Annotated in this window: 20 protein-coding genes; 13 read left to right on the plus strand and 7 right to left on the minus strand. The window is 41.4% G+C overall.

Annotated features, from left to right (window positions below):
* The first annotated feature begins 363 nt into the window (after window positions 1–363).
* Window positions 364–1113 carry a YebC/PmpR family DNA-binding transcriptional regulator gene (locus AMD27_RS09470; protein WP_067659515.1) on the plus strand — a complete coding sequence of 250 codons (750 nt, stop codon included), beginning with the start codon at window positions 364–366 and terminating at the stop codon, window positions 1111–1113.
* Between the two features lie 62 nt (window positions 1114–1175).
* Here the strand turns inward: AMD27_RS09470 and AMD27_RS09475 are convergent, their stop codons facing one another.
* From AMD27_RS09475 to AMD27_RS09485, 3 genes are all read right to left on the minus strand, one after another.
* Complete coding sequence (locus AMD27_RS09475; protein ID WP_150115769.1) at window positions 1176–1421, minus strand: hypothetical protein; 246 nt, start codon at window positions 1419–1421, stop codon at window positions 1176–1178.
* A gap of 105 nt (window positions 1422–1526) precedes the next feature.
* Window positions 1527–1997: an Lrp/AsnC family transcriptional regulator gene (locus AMD27_RS09480; protein ID WP_067659519.1), complete on the minus strand. Its 471-nt coding sequence runs from the start codon at window positions 1995–1997 to the stop codon at window positions 1527–1529.
* Window positions 1998–2099: 102 nt separating this feature from the next.
* Window positions 2100–2864 carry a glutathione S-transferase family protein gene (locus AMD27_RS09485; RefSeq protein WP_067659522.1) on the minus strand — a complete coding sequence of 255 codons (765 nt, stop codon included), beginning with the start codon at window positions 2862–2864 and terminating at the stop codon, window positions 2100–2102.
* 367 nt (window positions 2865–3231) lie between these two features.
* On the opposite strand from AMD27_RS09485, the gene AMD27_RS09490 reads away from it, so the two are divergent.
* The 7 genes from AMD27_RS09490 (at window position 3232) to ychF (ending at window position 11106) form a co-directional block, all read left to right on the plus strand.
* A complete protein-coding gene (locus AMD27_RS09490; RefSeq protein WP_067659525.1) occupies window positions 3232–4434 on the plus strand; it encodes an SfnB family sulfur acquisition oxidoreductase in 1203 nt (400 codons plus the stop codon).
* Window positions 4435–4445: 11 nt separating this feature from the next.
* Window positions 4446–5687 carry an SfnB family sulfur acquisition oxidoreductase gene (locus AMD27_RS09495; RefSeq protein ID WP_067659528.1) on the plus strand — a complete coding sequence of 414 codons (1242 nt, stop codon included), beginning with the start codon at window positions 4446–4448 and terminating at the stop codon, window positions 5685–5687.
* Window positions 5687–7096, plus strand: coding sequence for an LLM class flavin-dependent oxidoreductase (locus tag AMD27_RS09500; RefSeq protein ID WP_067659531.1), 1410 nt, complete (start codon window positions 5687–5689; stop codon window positions 7094–7096). Before AMD27_RS09495 ends, AMD27_RS09500 begins: the two co-directional genes overlap by 1 nt.
* Before the next feature lie 24 nt (window positions 7097–7120).
* Window positions 7121–7975: a MetQ/NlpA family ABC transporter substrate-binding protein gene (locus tag AMD27_RS09505; protein WP_067659534.1), complete on the plus strand. Its 855-nt coding sequence runs from the start codon at window positions 7121–7123 to the stop codon at window positions 7973–7975.
* An 11-nt stretch (window positions 7976–7986) separates the two neighbouring features.
* The gene (locus tag AMD27_RS09510) at window positions 7987–9057 is read left to right on the plus strand and encodes a methionine ABC transporter ATP-binding protein (RefSeq protein WP_067659537.1); all 1071 of its coding nucleotides are present in this window, start codon (window positions 7987–7989) and stop codon (window positions 9055–9057) included.
* Window positions 9038–9697, plus strand: a complete 660-nt coding sequence (locus AMD27_RS09515; protein ID WP_067659540.1) for a methionine ABC transporter permease — start codon at window positions 9038–9040, stop codon at window positions 9695–9697. The genes AMD27_RS09510 and AMD27_RS09515 overlap by 20 nt, the downstream gene beginning before the upstream one ends.
* 317 nt (window positions 9698–10014) lie before the next feature.
* A complete protein-coding gene (ychF, locus tag AMD27_RS09520; protein ID WP_067659543.1) occupies window positions 10015–11106 on the plus strand; it encodes a redox-regulated ATPase YchF in 1092 nt (363 codons plus the stop codon).
* A gap of 77 nt (window positions 11107–11183) precedes the next feature.
* Here the strand turns inward: ychF and AMD27_RS09525 are convergent, their stop codons facing one another.
* Window positions 11184–11666: a hypothetical protein gene (locus AMD27_RS09525; RefSeq protein WP_067659546.1), complete on the minus strand. Its 483-nt coding sequence runs from the start codon at window positions 11664–11666 to the stop codon at window positions 11184–11186.
* Between the two features lie 122 nt (window positions 11667–11788).
* On the opposite strand from AMD27_RS09525, the gene AMD27_RS09530 reads away from it, so the two are divergent.
* From AMD27_RS09530 to dapC, 5 genes are all read left to right on the plus strand, one after another.
* Entirely contained in the window at window positions 11789–12523 is a 735-nt protein-coding gene (locus AMD27_RS09530) for an AzlC family ABC transporter permease (RefSeq protein ID WP_171254841.1), read from the plus strand.
* Window positions 12513–12863, plus strand: coding sequence for an L-valine transporter subunit YgaH (gene ygaH, locus AMD27_RS09535; RefSeq protein WP_067659552.1), 351 nt, complete (start codon window positions 12513–12515; stop codon window positions 12861–12863). Before AMD27_RS09530 ends, ygaH begins: the two co-directional genes overlap by 11 nt.
* A 122-nt stretch (window positions 12864–12985) precedes the next feature.
* Window positions 12986–14203, plus strand: a complete 1218-nt coding sequence (gene purT, locus AMD27_RS09540) for a formate-dependent phosphoribosylglycinamide formyltransferase (protein ID WP_171254795.1) — start codon at window positions 12986–12988, stop codon at window positions 14201–14203.
* Window positions 14204–14233: 30 nt separating this feature from the next.
* The gene (glnD, locus tag AMD27_RS09545) at window positions 14234–16900 is read left to right on the plus strand and encodes a [protein-PII] uridylyltransferase (RefSeq protein WP_067659559.1); all 2667 of its coding nucleotides are present in this window, start codon (window positions 14234–14236) and stop codon (window positions 16898–16900) included.
* A gap of 36 nt (window positions 16901–16936) precedes the next feature.
* Window positions 16937–18106: a succinyldiaminopimelate transaminase gene (dapC, locus tag AMD27_RS09550; RefSeq protein WP_067659562.1), complete on the plus strand. Its 1170-nt coding sequence runs from the start codon at window positions 16937–16939 to the stop codon at window positions 18104–18106.
* A gap of 62 nt (window positions 18107–18168) precedes the next feature.
* On the opposite strand, the gene pyrF is transcribed toward dapC, so the two are convergent.
* From pyrF to AMD27_RS09565, 3 genes are all read right to left on the minus strand, one after another.
* Window positions 18169–18876, minus strand: a complete 708-nt coding sequence (gene pyrF, locus AMD27_RS09555; RefSeq protein WP_171254796.1) for an orotidine-5'-phosphate decarboxylase — start codon at window positions 18874–18876, stop codon at window positions 18169–18171.
* Window positions 18877–19037: 161 nt separating this feature from the next.
* Window positions 19038–19403: a lipopolysaccharide assembly protein LapA domain-containing protein gene (locus AMD27_RS09560; protein ID WP_067659567.1), complete on the minus strand. Its 366-nt coding sequence runs from the start codon at window positions 19401–19403 to the stop codon at window positions 19038–19040.
* A gap of 17 nt (window positions 19404–19420) precedes the next feature.
* Window positions 19421–19726 carry an integration host factor subunit beta gene (locus AMD27_RS09565; RefSeq protein ID WP_067659570.1) on the minus strand — a complete coding sequence of 102 codons (306 nt, stop codon included), beginning with the start codon at window positions 19724–19726 and terminating at the stop codon, window positions 19421–19423.
* Window positions 19727–19780 lie beyond the last annotated feature (54 nt).

Genomic DNA, 19780 nt, shown 5'->3' on the forward strand with positions numbered 1-19780 from the left:
AGTCAATCAGAAAATATCCTAAACAGAAATTGTTATTTTATAACCTATGTGCTGATTATATTTTTTTAACTCATTCAAACGTTTATTTTAGACCGCCAGATTTCAATAATTTAGAACATAAAGCCCTTCTATACATTAAAACCCTATGGCAATTTTGATTATTGAATGGGTTTAGAATCAGGAAATCCATCTTCATGATTCAAGCGCATGTCTAGTTTGAGCAATAATTCATCATCTTTGGGGTTTTTTTGTTTGATATGTTCAAATCAAAAAATGAAGTACTTTCTAAGAAAAAACGCCTTATGGTAGAATTCGAATTATTTTGATTCGGCATAAGGCCAATCTACAAGGAGCATATTTCGCATGGCGGGTCATTCCAAGTGGGCTAATATTAAGCATCGTAAAGCAAAACAAGATGCGAGCCGTGGTAAAGTTTTTACTAAATATATTCGTGAGCTTGTAACCGCTGCAAAACTTGGTGGTCCTGACGCTGCAAGTAACCCTCGTCTTCGTGCCGTGGTTGAAAAAGCATTGTCTGTAAACATGACACGTGATGTGATTAACCGTGCAATTCAACGCGGTGCAGGCGGCGAAGACAACGATGACTTAAAAGAAGTAACTTACGAAGGCTATGGTACAGGTGGCGTAGCTGTTCTGGTCGAAACCATGACAGATAACTTAAACCGTACCGTTCCAGATGTGCGTCACTGCTTCTCTAAAACCAATGGTAATTTAGGCACAGCAGGTTCTGTGGCTTATCTCTTTACCAAACGTGGTGAAATCAGCTTTGATGATGTGTCTTTAGAAGATCAAATCATGGACATCGCTTTAGAAGCGGGTGCGGAAGATATTGAAGTTTCTGAAGATGAAATTTTGGTGATTACCACACCAGAAAGTTTTGGTGATGTACAAGATGCTTTAACAGCTGCGGGTTTGAAGTCTGACAACGCTGAAGTGGTCATGAGTCCATCGACCAAAGCTGAAATCACGGATATTGATCAAGCCAAAATGATTTTGAAAATGATTGATATGTTTGAAGATTTAGACGATGTTCAAAACGTCTATACCAACGTTGAATTCTCAGCTGAAGTGATGGTTGAACTAGAAGCTTAAATTTATTATGTTTGTAAAAAATGCACCTGTAGGTGCATTTTTTTATTTTTAATCATTAGCTTTCAAAGCGTCCAACCCATTTGACTATGGACATTTAAAATAATAACGACCAAAAGAACAGTTGAGCCTAACCATAACATTAACGCCAAACATACACGACGCAACCATCTATTGACCCAAGTATAATCACTCAATAAATTTCGGACAGCGCAGCACCAAATCGCCAAATGTAGAAGATGCCACAGTTCATCCGGAATAATGCTCAATCCACTGGCCAGATCATGCATCTGTAGAAAATCGAGTAACATCCAAAAATTCAGAATCAGAATAAAGAAACAAAAGAATTTAAAGATTATGTTTACCGTTTCTGTTCCCTTCACTTTTCTTACCATTTATCTTTTTAAAGTGAAGACTTAGACTCGACTGAGTAATCCATGACAATTAAACACATTATATTCTTTAATCACAAAACTTGAATGCAGTGCCACCACAAATTCTATTTTGCCAATTCTTTTGAGTAAAATGTCACTGTAGTTTTCCATATCACGTGCCACCACTTCCACAATAAAATCAGCAGACTGCCCTGTGACTAAGAACGCATTAATCACTTCTGGAATGCTTTCTAGTTCCTCTAAAAATTTGGCAAAGGTGTCTGTATCATGTTTGCTTAAAGATACCTGTAATAACACATGCAAACTAAAGCCGAGCTTTTGATAATTAATATCACGCTTTAGATTGGTCATGATATTGGTTTCAATCAAATGTTTAATCCGTCGATGCACTGAACTCACCGACAAACTGATCCGTTCGGACAACTCATTTAAATTAAGATCTTCATGGGTCAAAATTTCGAGAATTTGCTTATCATAACGATCCAATTCCATCGAATTTTCCATTTTTTTCAATTTAATTTTTATCCTAACTGTATGGGTCGAGACCTAATGAAGTATTGATGATTCAATTCAAACATTTAAATAATGTCAGTCTTATATACCGCGCCAATCCACTCTTGCATGGCGTTCTGTTTCATAAATCCGTTTTACATATTGACCCAGCGGTAAATCTAAAAGTTGCAACTTAAATTGATCATAGTCTTCTGAAACGATAGCAATATGTTCACGTTCCCAAGGCGTTCCCGCTATTTCAAGTAAGGGTGCCAGCATGGAGCAGACCGCAATATCCGCCAAGCCAAGGCGTTCGCCCACTAAATATCGACCATTGTTTTCAATCAACCTCTGATTCAAATCTAAAATAATTTCATCCAGCCGCTGTTTTGCACCCATTACTTTTTCTGAATCAAGTTGATAGCCATTTGACACCAAGCTTTTTAAAATCGGTTTTGAAAATTTTTCAAATTTGCGCAAATACCCTTTTTCACCAATCATGATTTCTAAAGGCTCATCACTCTCAGATAAAGCATGTGCTAACCCCCATCGGCGAACGTGCAAACCCAATTCATTGGCAATTTGGTTAATCTGTAGCGCCTGTTCGCGCAAGATTTTATCTGCTCTTAATAAAGCATGTTCTGGATAAGTATCATCGAGATACAGTGCAATTTGGGTCGAGTCTGAAATCCAATGTTCTTGATCTTTTAAAATAGGCAAAGTGTTTTGCCCAGTCTTTAACTGAGCGAATGCACGATGCACCCCCGGGATCAAATTTTGCGCCACAAAATCCAACTCTTTATAATCGAGCAACCAGCGAGCTTTCTCACAAAAGTGAGACAGAGGAAACTGGTAAATGGTGCGCATATATTCTCCAAAAACTAAGGCTTAAACAGTTTTGACTTCTCTTGAGTGTACCCTAGATAAGCCCTCGCGAAAAGACAACCCGCAATCCAACTCATTTTCTGGGTATAAGTCATGCTTGAGCAGTTTTGACTGATTCGGTTTTATACGTATTGATTAAAACCTTATCTTTAAAATAAATATGCAAACCAGCCACAGCATCATGCAATTTACAAATATTGAGTATTTTCAGTCTGTTGAATTATTCATTTTGAATCAAACCTTATCATCATTTTTTTTTAATCTTTTTTCAGCATAGCTCAGCAAAATCTGACATTTAAAAACTAAAGCCTTCAGGCGTAGCGTAATGAGATTCAAAGAGGATTTCATTATGTCACGCTTAATCACTGAAAGTGTCCATATTATTGAAAATGAACAAGATGCGATCAATGCTGCTTACCAAGTGGCCGATTTTGCTTTGGAAGGTCGAAATAAACGAGACCAAAATCACGAGCTTCCTTTTAATGAAGTGGAATTGTTTAGCCAGAAAGGTTTGGGCGGTATCCGTATACCCAAGTCTTACGGTGCCGCATATGTCTCGAATAAAACCTTAGCGCATGTGTTTCGGATTATCAATAAAGCAGACTCAAGTTTAGGGCAAATTCCGCAAAACCAAATTGCACTGCTCAACATGATCAATATTATGGGTTCCGAACAGCAAAAAGCATTTGTCTTCTCTGAGATCTTAAAAGGAAAACGCCTTGCCAATGGTGGCCCTGAGCGTAATACCAAGGATTCTAAAACCTTAAATACCACCCTCAGCATTGCAGACGGTCGTCACATTGTTCATGGGCAAAAATTTTACTCCACAGGCAGCAGTTTTGCAGACTGGTTGGCCATTAAAGCAGTGCATCCTGAAGGTCATGTCGTGCTGACCATCATTGATCGTCATGCCAAAGGTGTGGACGTCATCAATGACTGGGATGGTTTTGGGCAACGTACCACCTCAAGTGGCACAATCAGCTTAAATCAGGTCGAAATAGACCCCTTTCTTATTTTTGATGAGCGTTTGCTGAGCACCCAAACCAACTACCGCGGCGCCTTTTCACAGTTAATGCAAGTCGCCATTGATGTTGGTATTGCTGAAGCCGCTTTCGCAGATACTTTAACTGCGGTGCAAAAAGCCCGCCCAATTATTGACGCGCAAGTCGAACATGCCCGTTTTGAGCACTACACCTTACAAGAGATCGGTAAATCAAATGTGCTGCTTGACGCGGCAATTTTACTGCTTGACGACGCTGCTGAATATTTAGATGAACTCGATGCGCTTGAACATATCACAGACGAACAAGCCGCTAAAGCGTCCATTTTAGTCGCAGAGGCAAAAGTTTATGCCAATGATGCAGCGCTACATATTTCTGAAAAACTTCTCGAATTAGGCGGTAGCCGTTCAAGCCTGAGTACGCATAACTTAGATCAACACTGGCGTAATGCCCGTGTGCATACGCTCCATGATCCTATTCGATGGAAACTACATGCATTGGGTGAGTATTACTTGAATGACAAACTTCCTGCTCGCCACGCTTGGATTTAAGGAGCAACACCATGACTTCCTATCAACAAATTCAACATGTAAAAAGTGCTGAACAGGCACAAGTGCTCCACGTGACCCACGCGCATATTATTCAATCCGATGCTGAAGCACTTGAAGTGGCTCAAGCGCTGGCTGAACAATTTAAAAAAAATGCCATTCAACGTGACATTGAACGTATTTTGCCGTTTGATGAAATACAGGCCTATAGTCAGTCGGGTTTGTGGGCCATTACCGTACCCAAACAATATGGCGGCGCCGAGGTATCAAGCTATACCTTGGCAAAAATTATTGCCTTAATGAGTGGTGTCGATGGTTCGATCGGTCAAATCCCTCAGAATCATTTTTATGCCTTAGAGATTCTACGCAATACCGGAACAGAACAGCAAAAACAGAAATTGTATGCCGAAGTTTTAAGGGGGGCCAGATTTGGCAATGCCTTGGCTGAGTTTAAAACCAAAACTGCCTCGCATAAACATACCGCTCTTCGTAAGACCAATCATGGTTTTGTGATCAATGGTGAAAAATTCTATTGCACGGGCAGTTTATTTGCACAGCGGATTCCCACTTTGGTCACTGATGATCTTGAGCGTCAATTTTTAGCTTTTGTGCCCTCCAACAATGTCGGGCTGACTTTTATCGATGACTGGAGCGGTTTTGGGCAGCGCACCACGGGCAGCGGCACAGTAAAGTTTGACAATGTTCACATACTGGCAGAAGACGTGATTGCATTTGATGAAGCCTATAGCAAGCCGACCACTTCAGGACCCTTTGCTCAGCTAATTCATGCCGCCATTGAAACAGGCATTGCACGCGCTGCCTTTGAAGAAACCTTGATTCATGTCCGTCAAGCCCGTCCTTGGATTGATTCAGGGGTCGATTACGCCACCCAAGATCCTCTGACTTTATTTGAATTGGGACGTGTCGTGACTGATGTGCGTGCATCTGAAGTTTTGTTAAAACGCGCGGCTAAATCAGTGGACTTGGCCAAAGCTGACCCCACTGAACATCATGTCGCTAAAGCTTCATTAGATGTCGCTAAAGTGCGCGCGCACAGTACAGAGACTGCACTTAAAGCGTCCTCAAAATTGATCGAGCTGGCAGGCAGTCGTGGCAGTCAGCGTCAAACGGGATTAGATCGTTTTTGGCGTAATGCTCGGGTTCATACCCTACATGATGCCTCACGCTGGAAATATTATTTCATTGCTAATTTTGCATTAAATGGTGTTGTTCCTCCCCGCCGAGGAACACTGTAATGACCATTACGCCAAAGAAAATTTTACTCAATGCCTTTGATATGAACTCTGTTGGACATATCAATCACGGTCTATGGACCCATCCCAGAGATGAATCACATCGTTTCAATGAGCTGAGCTATTGGACAGATTTAGCCCAAACCTTGGAAAAAGGTTTATTTGATGGATTATTTATTGCCGATATTACGGGCGTATATGATGTCTATCAGAATGGTCTCGATTTAACCTTAAAAGAGTCCATTCAACTTCCAAGTCATGATCCAAGTACATTGGTATCTGCTATGGCAGCAGTTACGCACCATCTCGGGTTTGGAATTACGGTCAATTTAAGTTATGAGTCTCCTTATCAATTTGCACGGCGATTTGCCAGTTTAGATCATTTGAGTCATGGTCGTATTGGATGGAATATCGTAACGGGTTATCTAGACAGTGCCGAACGGCTGATTGGACAAAAAGGCTTAAAAGATCATGACCTACGTTATGATCAGGCAGAAGAATTTTTAGAACTTTGCTATAAGTTTTGGGAAGGTTCATGGGAAAATGATGCGGTAGTGAAAGACAAGAAAAATCGCATCTTTACAGACCCTAAAAAAGTGCACGCCATTCAACATCATGGACCGTTTTATCAAAGCCAAGGCGTGTTTCAAGTGTCGCCATCTATTCAACGCACCCCTGTCCTGTTCCAAGCGGGTTCATCTGCCAAAGGCTTAAGTTTTGCTACACGTCATGCAGAAGGGATTTTTATTGGTGGTGATCAGCCTGAAAAAATAAAAAAACAAGTAAATGACATTCGTCTATTGGCATTAGAACAAGGGCGTCCTGCTGAGGAAATTAAAATTTTCGTCGGTATTACCGTAGTCACTGCTGCAACAGATCAATTGGCACAGGAAAAGCTAGCAGAGTACGAACGCTATGCCAGCCCAGAAGCAGGACTCGCACATTATTCAAGTTCAGTTGGTATTGATTTGTCGAAATTTACAGATGATGAAGCCATTCCCTACCAAAAAACCAACAGCATTGCCTCAGTCAATCAGAAATTCAAAGAACAAAAAATTTCAAAAAATGACCTCAAAGCACAGCACAGACTGGGTGGACGCTATCCACTGATTGTGGGCAGTGCTGAAACCGTTGCAGACGCCTTAATTCAACTGATGGATGACACAGGAATTGATGGTTTTAATCTGACTCGTACTGTCGCCCCTGAATCTCATCATGATTTTATTGATTTGGTCATTCCTGTGTTACAGCAACGAGGGCGTTATAAAACTGAATATGATTCTGGGAGTTTAAGACATAAAATTTTTCAAAAAGGTCATCATTTACCTGCCAACCACCCCGCCCAACAGTTTCGATGTCAAAGCTCTCACTCAACTATTAAAACTAAAGATTTAACAAAGCAAACAGCTTAAGAATATTAAAACTCGGGGTGCACTATGCCACAAACTACAAATCAATCCGCTAAAAAGAAACTCACTATTGTCGCAGTTGTTATTGTTGCCATCATTATTGGACTCGTCATTTGGTCACAAAAAGGCAAACAAGATCAGCAAGAAATTGTCATTGGAATTAGTCCTCCATTTGCAAAACCCTTACAAGTGGCAGTAGATGAGGCTAAAAAAGAAGGAATTAACGTCAAATTAGTAGAGTTTTCAGATTGGAATACACCAAATATCACGCTTAATCATGGCGATATTGATGCGAACTATTTTCAACATCAACCCTTTTTGGACAATGCTTTAAAAGAAACTAATTTCAAGCTAAAAGCGCTTGGCATAGGGTCAGGCACACATGTTGGATTGTATTCTAAAAAATATAAATCCGTTGATCAAGTTGTAGATGGCGCTCGCGTTGTAATCCCCAATGATCCAGTAAATCAAGGTCGAGCATTATTACTTCTACAACAATCAAAACTCATTACTTTAAAAGATGCGAATAATCACTTATCTAATCTACAAGATATTGCCAGCAATCCTAAAAATTTAAAATTCATTGAGGTGGAAGGTCCTCAGACCGCTCGTGCTGTAGACGAAGCTGATTTGGTCTTTAGTTACCCAATGTATCTGCGTTTGGCTAAAACCATAGACCCTAATGCTGCTTTAGTTCTTGATCAAATCAATAACACGCGTTATGCCATTTTATTTGTGGTCCGTGATGACTATGAACAAACCCACCCTGAAAAAGCTGAAAACTTGAAGAAATTTATTCAGATCTATCAAAATTCTGAAAAAGTAAAACAAGAACTGAATGCAGATATCGGTGAAAAACTATGGTTTAAAGGTTGGAAATAAGGAGTAACAGTATGGTTAGTTTCGGCTCACACATTGAATTTGCTGTTCCGCATGTCACGATTCGACATTTAAATAAGTTTTATCACGTCAATGGTCAGCAAGTACATGCACTTAAAAATATCAACCTAGATATTCCGCAAGCCAAAATTTTAGGCATTATTGGTAAAAGTGGCGCAGGTAAATCTTCCCTCATTCGAACCCTAAATGGTCTAGAGAACATTGACCAAGGTCATATCCAGATTCATCAGCAGTCTTTGAGTGAACTTGGGCATACTGAACTGATTCAACTTCGACAGAAAATGGGTATGATTTTTCAACATTTTAATTTAATGTCAGCCAAAACAGTCTGGGAAAATGTGGCGTTGCCGCTCAAGATTGCTCACTATAAAACGAAAGAGATCGAAACGCGTGTCAATGAAGTGCTCGCACTGGTCGGTTTAACTGACAAAGCCCAGCATTATCCGTCTCAGCTTTCAGGCGGTCAAAAGCAACGTGTAGGGATTGCGCGTGCCTTGGTCAGCAAACCTGAAATTTTACTCTGTGACGAGGCCACTTCCGCGCTAGATCCTGAAAGCACTTCTGTGGTCTTGGCACTCCTGAAAAAAATTAATCTTGAACTGGGGATTACCATTGTACTGATTACCCATGAAATGCAAGTGATCCGTGAGATTTGTGATCAAGTGGTGGTGATTGATCAAGGCGAAATTGTAGAATCGGGTCAAGTCTGGTCGGTTTTTTCAAATCCACAGCAAGTGATTACCCAAGAGCTACTTAATCTGGAACAACTGGATTTACCCTTTAAAGTGTATAACGAGTTAAATGAACTGGTGACGCATAGTGTAGTGAAATTAAAATATGCTACTGACACCAAATCCTCGCCTGACCTTGCCCATGTGTTAAATCAGTTTCAGCAATCCGTGTATTTATATCAAAGCCATGTAGATACCATTCAACATCATCTGGTCGGGACACTGATCCTTACCGTACCAGATCTCAACCTTGATATCGCAACACTCAAAAATAAGTTTAAACATCAGATTGCACATGTAGAGGTATTGGGCTATGCACGACCAACTCATTGATTTGCTGATTACAGGAACCATTGATACTTTACTGATGGTGGGCGTATCTGCTTTTTTTGCCTTATTGATAGGTTTACCGATGGCGGTGATTTTGGTCAATACTTCAGAGCACGGTATTTACCCATCGAAAAGTATTCACCAAGTGTTGGGCTGGATCGTGAATATCACCCGCTCTGTGCCCTTTTTGATTCTAATGGTGGCACTCATTCCACTCACCCGTTTTATTGTAGGAACAAGTTATGGCGTTTGGGCGGCTGTTGTGCCTTTAACCATTGCAGCGACACCTTTCTTTGCACGCATCGCAGAAGTCAGCCTGCGCGAAGTCGATCATGGCTTGATTGAAGCGGCGCAAGCCATGGGCTGTAATCGTAAGCAAATCATTTGGCATGTGCTCTTGCCTGAGGCTTTACCCGGTATTGTGGCGGGCTTTACAGTCACTCTTGTGACGATGATTAACTCCTCTGCCATCGCCGGTGCCATTGGCGCAGGTGGTTTAGGCGATATTGCCTATCGTTATGGCTATCAGCGCTTTGACATGCAAATCATGTTGGCAGTCATTTTAGTTTTGGTGGTACTGGTTATGTTGGTTCAAGCATTGGGAGATAATTTGTCTAACCTGCTGGATAAACGTAAAATTTAAACATGAATCGCGCTATGAGGTTTGCATGATTTATTTGATTCAAATCTCATGGAGCAATTAAATATGCTTAGGCTATTTTGACCATCTCATCTGACACTCTGCTGAAATAAAAGCGATATACCTTTAGAATCGATATTATGTTTGATTAAAACCCACAGATTGTCTACTCAAACCATTGATCTCATCGCACAAGTATCATGTGCTGAAATATTTCAAGACCCCATCACACTTTGAAAACCCGATTTGTGACCTGACTTTGTCACAGCTTTCATGTAAAATCAGCGACAATTTTTAAAAAACACTTTGTGAGTCATTTCATGGGTTTTAATTGCGGTATTGTCGGCTTGCCGAACGTTGGTAAATCTACACTTTTCAATGCATTGACTAAAGCTGCTATTGCTGCAGAAAACTTCCCATTTTGTACCATTGAACCCAACACAGGTATCGTTCCTGTGCCTGACCCACGTTTAGATAAACTCACTGCCATTGTTAAACCACAACGTGTGATTCCAACCTCTATGGAATTCGTTGATATTGCAGGTTTGGTTGCGGGTGCATCGAAAGGTGAAGGCTTGGGTAACCAATTCCTTGCCAACATCCGTGAAACAGATGCCATTGCTCACGTGGTACGTTGTTTTGAAGATGAAAACGTGATTCACGTCAATGGTCGTATTGATCCACTCGACGATATTGCAACCATTAACACTGAACTGGCACTGGCTGACCTCGAAGCTGTGGCGAAAGCGATCACGCGTTTAAGCAAATCTGCAAAAAGCGGTGACAAAGAAGCGATTGCAGTTAAAGCAATTTTAGAAAAAATCCAGCCATTACTGGATGAAGGTAAGCCTGCTCGCGCAGCTGATCTTGATGATGATGAACGTAAATTGGTTCGTGGTTACGGTTTAATGACTTTAAAACCAACCATGTACATTGCAAACGTGGCTGAAGACGGTTTTGAAAACAACCCACATTTAGATGCTGTGAAAAAATTAGCTGCTGAAGAAAATGCGATTGTTGTGCCATTATGCAACCAAATCGAAGCTGAGATTTCATTGCTTGAAGATGAAGACCGTGCTGAATTCCTAGAAGCAATGGGTATGGAAGAGCCGGGTCTAAACGTCGTGATTCGCGCAGGCTATTCACTTCTTGGCTTACAAACCTATTTCACTGCAGGTGTACAAGAAGTACGTGCGTGGACTGTGAAAATCGGTGCGACTGCCCCTCAAGCGGCTGGCGTGATTCATACCGACTTTGAAAAAGGCTTTATCCGTGCTGAATGTGTGGCTTATGACGACTTCATTCAATACAACGGTGAAGCTGGCGCGAAAGAAGCAGGTAAATGGCGTTTAGAAGGTAAAACGTATATCGTCCAAGATGGCGATGTTTTACATTTCCGTTTTAACGTCTAAAAATATTTTCAAAAACATAAGTTTTGAAGCCTAAAAAGCCCCGATGATTCGGGGCTTTTTTATACTCAAATTAGACCTTAGAATAAATTTTTATATTCCTTGGTATTGCCCAGTGCTGGGTTGTCTATCGCAGTTTTACACTGCGTTTTATCTCGCTCATAATTGGCTTGTCGGGTTGCTAGCTGCCCTTCATTTTCCGCGATGGCACGTGCCCAAGAATCTATGCTGTTCAATGCTTTACGGCACAAAGCATATTTTCCTTCAGTCACCGAGTCTGTCATTTTTACATTAATACGCCAATCTAAAATAAGCTTACGTACAGGTTCACGTACTTGAGTTGCAATCTGATCTGTCTGCGCATTATACAGCACAGGATCGACCTGATTGATCAACACCCAAGCTTGCTGCGCGTAAACCGTTGCATCATTGGTAATCTTCGGTGCAACTTTCAGTTCAATCTTTTCGTCAGTTCCGTTTGATGAATTTCCACAACCTTGTAGCCCAACTGTCATGAGTATCATACACATGCACAGCCAAGGATAATCTTTCAAAGCAAACATAGGATCGCCCAAACAAACAATTCGGCCTATGCTAGTAAATTCAGCTACAATACTCAATCTTGATTTCTACCTTTTATTCTTTTCGCATCAGGTGTAGCGTGTCAGAGCAGACAATCTCAACAATAAAACCTGCTGGTTTTTGGCAAGGCGCTAAAGACAGTCAAGCAATTATATTTACTTATCTTCCTGTTTCCTTCGCCTTTGGGGTATCTGCCACCCAGTTTGGTTTTAGCGCTTGGGAAGCTTTATTTTTATCTTGTTCGATGTATGCGGGCGCAAGTCAATTTTTAGTGGTCGCACTTTTAGGCAGTGGTACGTCGATCTGGATGACGGCGCTGACCGTTATTGCCTTAGATATCCGTCATCTGCTTTACGGGCCTGCACTTCAAAACTTAATTCAAGACAAACTCAATTTAAAGAAAACCGCGATTTGGTCATGGGGTTTGACTGACGAAGTTTTTGCCTCAGGCATGATTAAATTGACTCAGCGCCGTCAAGAATGGTCTGAATCTTGGATGCTGGGATTAAGTTTATTTAGCTGGCTATCTTGGGCACTGGGTTCGTTTCTCGGTGGAATTTTTGCAGATCAAGTCAGCAACATGCCGCAGTTTTTACAAGCGGCTTTAGACTTTTTACTTCCTGCACTTTTCTTAAGTTTCTTATTGGCTGCCTTTGAAAAGAAACATACCTTTGTGGTTGCCATTACCACGCTTGTATCTGCTGTAGCCTGCTATTTTATTGATATTTCTGCTGCCATTTTTATTGGTATCACGTCAGGTATCCTTGCAGGCTTATTTGAGCATTATGTTTTAAAGCGTCACCATGACGCTGTGGTTGGAGAACAACATGAATCTTGAGATTATTCTGGTCGGAATTGTGGTGGGAATTGCTAACTTTGCATCACGCTTCGGTCCTTTTTTTGTAATTCAAAAGTTCCAACAAGGCTCACAAAAACGCGGTTCTTTATGGATCAAAATTGCACTGGGTTCAATTGGTATCGCAGCAATTAGCTCTATGCTCGTGGTGGCCACCCTTCCGCCACTCCTCCAAACACCCAATAAAAGCTTTGCCATGTTGGTCGGTTTTGCTGTGCTAACAGGTCTATATTTCAAATTTAGGCAAATTGTCCCTGCGACTTTAACCGCGGCCTTAAGCTATGGATTGGTTTATACCTACCTGCCTTTGTCATTTTCATGAATACATTCATTAAGGTATTCGTTATCTAAAATAGTGTTAGACAATATCATTATTTTATGTGAATCAAAGCTTAACAGCTGTGCTAGTTCTGATATGCTAAAAGACCAAAATATCAAGCATGGATGATCAGCATGAGCGTTATTCTCGGTACTCCACTTCAATCTTCTGCATTCAAAGTTCTGCTGCTTGGATCAGGCGAATTAGGGAAAGAAGTGGTGATTTCTTTGCAGCGTTTAGGTGTCGAAGTACACGCAGCTGACCGATATAACCATGCTCCTGCTATGCAAGTGGCTCATTTTTCATATACCTTAAATATGGCAGACCCATCTGCACTCAAAGCCTTAATTGAACAAGTTAAACCTCATCTGATCGTGCCTGAAATTGAAGCGATTGCAACACAAGTGTTAATCGAAATCGAAGAACAAAACATCGCCACGGTCATTCCTTCGGCTAAAGCCGTCAATCTAACCATGAACCGTGAAGGTATACGACGCTTGGCAGCAGAGGAATTAGGTCTTCCGACATCAGCTTATCGTTTTGCAGACACTTTAGAGTCGTTCCGCGCGGCATGTGATGATATTGGTTATCCAAACTTTGTTAAGCCGGTGATGTCATCTTCCGGTAAAGGTCAATCTCGCGTAAAAGCGTTTGCTGAAGTCGATGCAGCTTGGAAATACGCACAAACCGGCGGTCGTGTAAATCAAGGTACTGTCATTGTGGAATCACAAATTGATTTTGACTTTGAAATTACACTGCTCACCGTCCGTGCTAAAAATTCGCAAACAGGTGAAATCGAAACGCATTTCTGCGACCCGATTGGACACCGTCAAGATGCAGGTGACTATGTTGAAAGCTGGCAGCCTCAGCCGATGTCAGCGGCTGCACTGGATGAAGCAAAACGAATTGCCAATAAAGTCACCATTGCCCTTGGGGGTTGTGGTATTTTCGGTGTAGAACTGTTTGTCAAAGCAGATCAAGTTTGGTTTAGTGAAGTTTCACCACGACCTCATGACACGGGTTTGGTCACGCTTGCATCCCAATTTCAAAGTGAATTTGAACTACATGCGCGCGCCATTTTAGGCCTACCTGTCAACACCCAACGTCATAGCGTGGCTGCAAGCGCTGTCATTTATGCAGGTGTAGATGATCAAAATCTTTCATTCTCTGGCTTAGATCTTGCTTTAGAAAATCCAAATACTGATTTACGACTCTTTGGAAAGCCAGAAGGTTTTAAACGTCGCCGTATGGGCGTTGCGACGGCTCGTGCAGAAACAACCGATCAAGCACGTGAACTGGCAATCGAAGTAGCATCGAAAGTTTCTGTACATCAAAATAAATAGTATCAACACATTTGGGCGGGCAATTATTTCATGATCAACACGTCTCCTTTAGATCAATATGTTTCTAATATTCATGACATTAAAGCCATTAACCAGTGGCGTAGCGATGTCGAAAATCAGTTGCAAACAGAATTTGATCAAGGAAAGCCGATTCGTGAGATTATTCTGGCACGTTCCAATCTGATCGATGAAGCCCTAATTTTCCTCTGGAAGCATGTCGAACTCGATCAGAGCAATTTGGGTTTATTTGCAGTCGGGGGTTACGGTCGCCGTGAAATGCTGCCTTATTCAGATGTGGACATCATGATCTTGTCTGAAGATGCCTTAACGCCAGAGCAAGAGATTGCCGTTTCCAGTTTTATCTCATCGCTTTGGGATGTGGGCAATTTCAAACCTGGCGTGAGTGTGCGTACCATTCAGCACTGCTTTGATCAAGCCATGGCCGATTTAACTGTTGCTACCACGCTCATTGAAGCACGCCTCATTACGGGTAATCCGCATTTGGCCAAATGGCCGCGGCGTGTGGTGTCACAAACGTGGACAGATAAAACCTTTTTTGATGCGAAAATGGATGAACAAGCCCGACGTTATGCTCAACATAACAATACCGAAAGCAACTTAGAACCGGATATTAAAAATGCACCCGGCGGTATTCGAGATATCAACCAAATTGGGTGGATTGCTAAACGTCATTTTCGAGTCAATCGTATTTATGACTTGGTCCATTTGGGTTTTATTTCTGAGTTTGAACTGGGCGTTTTAGAAGAAGCTGAAAACTTTCTCTGGGAAATCCGCACTCAACTGCACCGCCTCACCAAACGCGATGAAAACCGTCTGCTGTTTGATTATCAACGTGATATTGCAACGAAATTTGGCTACCAAAAAGTGGAAGGCGAACATATCAATTACCCGATTGAACAGTTCATGAAACGCTACTACCGTGCAGCTCAACAAGTCTCAACTTTAAATGAAATGCTGTTGGCGTATTTTAATGAGTCGGTCATTACCCCGCGCCTGCCGAACTATGAGCGTCAAATTGAAGAAATTAATGAAAATTTCAAATTGGTCGATGGCAAACTTGCAGTTCAGCACCATAAAATTTTCTCAGAAAAACCCAGCGCGATATTAGAAATATTTTATATTTTAGCCAATCGACCTGAAATTCAAGGCATTCGCGCAAGAACCCTCCGACTGCTAACACTTGCAGCAAAACGTATTAATCAAGATTATCGCAATAATCCTGTGCATCAAGCCCTATTTATGGCGATTATTCGCTCACCTTATCGTCTGTATGAAACCATGCTGGCGATGAAACGCTATGGGGTCTTGGGTAATTATATTCCTGCATTTGGTCAGATCATGGGACTCATGCAATATGATTTATTTCATATTTACACTGTCGATGCACATACCCTGTTATTGATTCGAAATTTAAATCGCTTTAAAGAACCTGAATTCGCCAAGGATTATCCTGTAGTCAGCTCAGTGTTTCAGCGTTTAGTGCGCCGTGATATTGTCTTCTTAGCAGCCCTGTTTCATGACATTGCCAAAGGCCGTGGTGGTGATCACAGTGAACTGGGTGCAGTGGATGCGATTGAATTTTGTACCGCCCACGGTTTTACTGAAAGAGAATGTAATCTGGTTGCATGGCTCATTCAAAACCATTTGCTGATGTCGATGACTGCACAAAAGAAAGATATTTCAGATCCAGATATCGTCAAAGCATTTGCTGAGAAACTCGGTGATATGGAGCATCTCGATTATCTGTACACACTGACCGTGGCAGATATCAATGCAACCAATCCAAGTCTTTGGAATACGTGGCGTTCATCGCTCATGCGCCAGCTTTACACTCATGCACGTGATGACATTCGTACTGGGCTTGGACGTCCTGTCGAGTATCAACTGCTGATTGAAGACACCAAATTTGCAGCCAGTGAATTATTGGTCAACGACTTCTCTTTAGATGAAGTCGAAAAAGTCTGGCAAGAACTCGGTGATGATTATTTCCTTAAAGAAACCGCAGATGAGGTTGCATGGCATACCCGTGTCATATTGGAACATGGTGATAATCCTGCTCCAATCGTGATGATGCGTGCGCACCGAAAGGCTGCACAAGATGCCGTGCAAATCTTTATTTATACGCAGGATCAGCCGAATCTATTTGCAACCACCGTGGCTGTGCTGGATCGGATGAATCTCGATGTCCAAGATGCACGTATTATTACTGCCACTAAGGCCTTTAGCTTGGATACCTATGTGGTGCTCGATCGTTTTGGCACACTGCTGACTGATCCTGAGCGTGAAGCCACCGTGCAGCAAGCACTGGTACAAGCCTTAAGTGATTCAGACAAATATCCAGGCTTGATGCAGCGCCGTATTCCACGCCAATTGCGTCATTTTGATATTGAAAATACAGTCGATATCACGCTCAATGAAGCGTTACAGCAAAATATGGTTGAAATTGCAACGCTCGATCATCCCGGCTTACTGGCGAAAATTGGCGGATTATTTATGATGCAAGGTCTTGATATTCATTCCGCCCGTATTGCCACATTAGGTGAACGCGCCGAGGATATTTTCTTTGTCACGAAAAAGAATAATATTCCGATGACAGACAGTGAATCCAAGGCTTTTGCTGAACGCTTAATTGCAGCCTTAGATGAAGCCTCTAATCAAGTCTGCAATACCCATTAATTTTATTTATTGATTTAACATCACGGTAATTGTTTCATGAACTCAAGTTTGACTTTATTACATCCTTATCCTTTTGAAAAATTGAACCAGCTTTTTAAGGATGTCAAACCCGCTGATTTACCATTGATTCCTTTGTCTATTGGTGAACCCAAGCATCCTGCGCCAGAGTTTGTGAAACAAGCGATTCTCGAGAATTTTAATCATCTGTCGACTTACCCAAACAGTAAAGGTTTGCCTGAATTACGCCAAAGCATCGCCAACTGGTTAACCCGGCGTTTTAAATTAAATAACATTAGTGCTGAAGATCACATCATTCCGGTCACTGGAACACGTGAAGGTATTTTTTCATTTGTGCAAGCACTGATCAATCGTGATGAAGCGCCCTATGTGGTGATGCCCAATCCGTTTTATCAAATTTACGAAGGTGCGACTTTATTGGCAGGCGCAACACCCTACTTCATCAACTGCACGGAAGACAATGATTACCTCGGTGATTTTGATTCTGTTCCTGCTGAGGTCTGGGAGAAGACAGCCCTTCTGTTCGTCTGCACTCCCGGTAACCCAACAGGTGCAGTTCTTTCAAAAGAGCAATTTAAAAAACTCATTGCCCTATCAGATCAATATAATTTCGTGATCGCATCGGATGAATGTTATTCAGAGCTTTGGTTTGATGAAGCTCCTGTCGGACTGTTAGAAGTGTGTGCTGAAATAGGCCGCGATGATTATAAAAATTGCATCGTATTTCACTCCCTCTCTAAACGTTCAAATTTACCGGGTATGCGTTCAGGTTTTGTTGCAGGTGATGCAAATCTATTAAAACCATACTTGAAATTCCGTACCTATCACGGAGCAGCGATGCCAGTACAACATCAGCTGGCTTCAATTGCAGCATGGAATGACGAAAGCCATGTCGAAGAAAACCGTATCCAATACCGCGCTAAATTTAATTTATTTCAAAAAGAACTCGGACATTTATTACCACTCAAGAAACCAGATGCTGGCTTTTATTACTGGCTTAAAGTTGAAAATGACGAAAAATTTGCCCAACTTTTGATGGAAAAAGCACACATTAAAGTTTTACCGGGTCGCTATTTGTCTCGTGATACTGAGCAAGGCAATCCAGGTGAAGGTCATGTTCGACTGGCCTTAGTGGCGGATTTAAAGCAGTGTGAAGAAGTGATTCAACGTTTAAAAGCCATACTCTAACAATTAAATCAGACATAAAAAAATCCACGTTCAGCGTGGATTTTTTTATCGCATTGAACAGATCAAATAACAGACTCAAGGCTCTGTAAAATATCTTTAAGCATTTGACTCGGATTACTGGCTTGCGTAATTGGACGACCAATCACCAAATGGGTTGAACCATCCAACATGGCTTGTTTGGGAGTCACAATGCGTTTTTGATCATCCGCATTTGAACCCGCAGGTCGAATACCAGGTGTAACCAAAGAAAACTCTTGCCCTAAGGTTTCTCGAAGCATTTTCGCTTCTTGTGCAGAGCACACCACACCATCTAAACCACTGTCTTGGGTTAATTTCGCCAAACGCTTAACCTGTTCAAAAGGCTCAACATCTAAACCTAAATCTTTTAAGTCTTCACGCCCCATAGAAGTCAATACAGTCACTGCAATGAGTTGAGTTTGATAGTTTCCTGCTTGAATACGCTCTACACAGGTTTCCATCATTTTACGGCCACCTGAGGCATGAACATTGACCATCCATACCCCTAGATCCGCCGCTGCACACACCGCTTGAGCCGTTGTATTTGGAATATCGTGAAATTTTAAATCAAGGAATACATCAAATCCTTGATCATGTAATGCACGCACCACAGATGGACCTTCATGCGTAAAAATTTCTTTGCCCACTTTCACTCTACACAGTGATGGATCAAGTTGTTCAGCAATCGTTAAGGCCTCAAATTGGCTCTTTGCATCCAACGCAACAATGATACTCATGGGTCTTTTTTCCATCACACAAAAGTTGCGTAATTATAGAGATCTTTGACACTCGCTGCAAAGTCCCGTTATAACTTAAGTTCTGTTTTTATAACTCATTTTTTGTAAAATCTAATTTTTAATAAAAAAAGCTCCTCAACTGCATAGCAGTGAAGAGCTTTAGGAAGTACAGATCTTTATAAAGGATGTGTAGTTTTATCTTCCGTTTGAATATCTAAAACTGTTTTTTCATGTCTCACACTTGCAGCAGCTTCAGCAGCAGCCAGTTGAGCATTTTGAATTTGTTCCTTACGGAGATGCTCAATGTCTTTACGTAAACGTTTAATTTCCCAACTATTTTGGAAAACACGGAAAATTTGAACGCCCAACAATAGACCTAATACTACACCCAACACTAACGTAAGTAAGAGCAATAACCCTAAACGCATGGCTGGAACTTGAGTAAAAAGCAAATCGACTGTTAGTTCAGTACCATTTTGAAGTACCAATGCTAGAGAATAGCCAAAAAGTACAATTAATAATGCGACTAGTACGTAACGCATAAACACCCCATATTATTTTATTTGTTTGCAGTTTCGTTTACTGCATCACGTAGCGCTTTACCAGGCTTAAAGTGAGGAACTGCTTTAGCAGCTACTTCTACTGACTTACCTGTTTTTGGGTTACGACCAACACGTGGATCACGGTGATGTAACGCAAAACTGCCAAAGCCGCGAATTTCAATGCGGTTATCCGAAGATAATGATGCAATCATTTGATCGATCATAATTTTAACAGCTTCTTCAACTAATGGCTCAGCTAAATGTGGATTTTTAACAGAAATGCGCTCTATTAAGTCAGACTTATTAAGTGCTTCAGTAGTCATCTGCGACCTCTTTAATTATCAAGCTACTTGGTAGATAGGCTGATAATAACCTGT

Source organism: Acinetobacter sp. TGL-Y2 (assembly GCF_001612555.1).
Classification (GTDB): domain Bacteria; phylum Pseudomonadota; class Gammaproteobacteria; order Pseudomonadales; family Moraxellaceae; genus Acinetobacter.

Bases quoted from the DNA above. Each gene is read 5' to 3' on its own strand.
- AMD27_RS09470 (WP_067659515.1), top strand. From the start codon at position 364: ATGGCGGGTCATTCCAAGTGGGCTAATATTAAGCATCGTAAAGCAAAA.
- AMD27_RS09475 (WP_150115769.1), bottom strand. From the start codon at position 1,421: ATGTTACTCGATTTTCTACAGATGCATGATCTGGCCAGTGGATTGAGC.
- AMD27_RS09480 (WP_067659519.1), bottom strand. From the start codon at position 1,997: ATGGAATTGGATCGTTATGATAAGCAAATTCTCGAAATTTTGACCCAT.
- AMD27_RS09485 (WP_067659522.1), bottom strand. From the start codon at position 2,864: ATGCGCACCATTTACCAGTTTCCTCTGTCTCACTTTTGTGAGAAAGCT.
- AMD27_RS09490 (WP_067659525.1), top strand. From the start codon at position 3,232: ATGTCACGCTTAATCACTGAAAGTGTCCATATTATTGAAAATGAACAA.
- AMD27_RS09495 (WP_067659528.1), top strand. From the start codon at position 4,446: ATGACTTCCTATCAACAAATTCAACATGTAAAAAGTGCTGAACAGGCA.
- AMD27_RS09500 (WP_067659531.1), top strand. From the start codon at position 5,687: ATGACCATTACGCCAAAGAAAATTTTACTCAATGCCTTTGATATGAAC.
- AMD27_RS09505 (WP_067659534.1), top strand. From the start codon at position 7,121: ATGCCACAAACTACAAATCAATCCGCTAAAAAGAAACTCACTATTGTC.
- AMD27_RS09510 (WP_067659537.1), top strand. From the start codon at position 7,987: ATGGTTAGTTTCGGCTCACACATTGAATTTGCTGTTCCGCATGTCACG.
- AMD27_RS09515 (WP_067659540.1), top strand. From the start codon at position 9,038: ATGCACGACCAACTCATTGATTTGCTGATTACAGGAACCATTGATACT.
- ychF (WP_067659543.1), top strand. From the start codon at position 10,015: ATGGGTTTTAATTGCGGTATTGTCGGCTTGCCGAACGTTGGTAAATCT.
- AMD27_RS09525 (WP_067659546.1), bottom strand. From the start codon at position 11,666: ATGTTTGCTTTGAAAGATTATCCTTGGCTGTGCATGTGTATGATACTC.
- ygaH (WP_067659552.1), top strand. From the start codon at position 12,513: ATGAATCTTGAGATTATTCTGGTCGGAATTGTGGTGGGAATTGCTAAC.
- purT (WP_171254795.1), top strand. From the start codon at position 12,986: ATGATCAGCATGAGCGTTATTCTCGGTACTCCACTTCAATCTTCTGCA.
- glnD (WP_067659559.1), top strand. From the start codon at position 14,234: ATGATCAACACGTCTCCTTTAGATCAATATGTTTCTAATATTCATGAC.
- dapC (WP_067659562.1), top strand. From the start codon at position 16,937: ATGAACTCAAGTTTGACTTTATTACATCCTTATCCTTTTGAAAAATTG.
- pyrF (WP_171254796.1), bottom strand. From the start codon at position 18,876: ATGGAAAAAAGACCCATGAGTATCATTGTTGCGTTGGATGCAAAGAGC.
- AMD27_RS09560 (WP_067659567.1), bottom strand. From the start codon at position 19,403: ATGCGTTACGTACTAGTCGCATTATTAATTGTACTTTTTGGCTATTCT.
- AMD27_RS09565 (WP_067659570.1), bottom strand. From the start codon at position 19,726: ATGACTACTGAAGCACTTAATAAGTCTGACTTAATAGAGCGCATTTCT.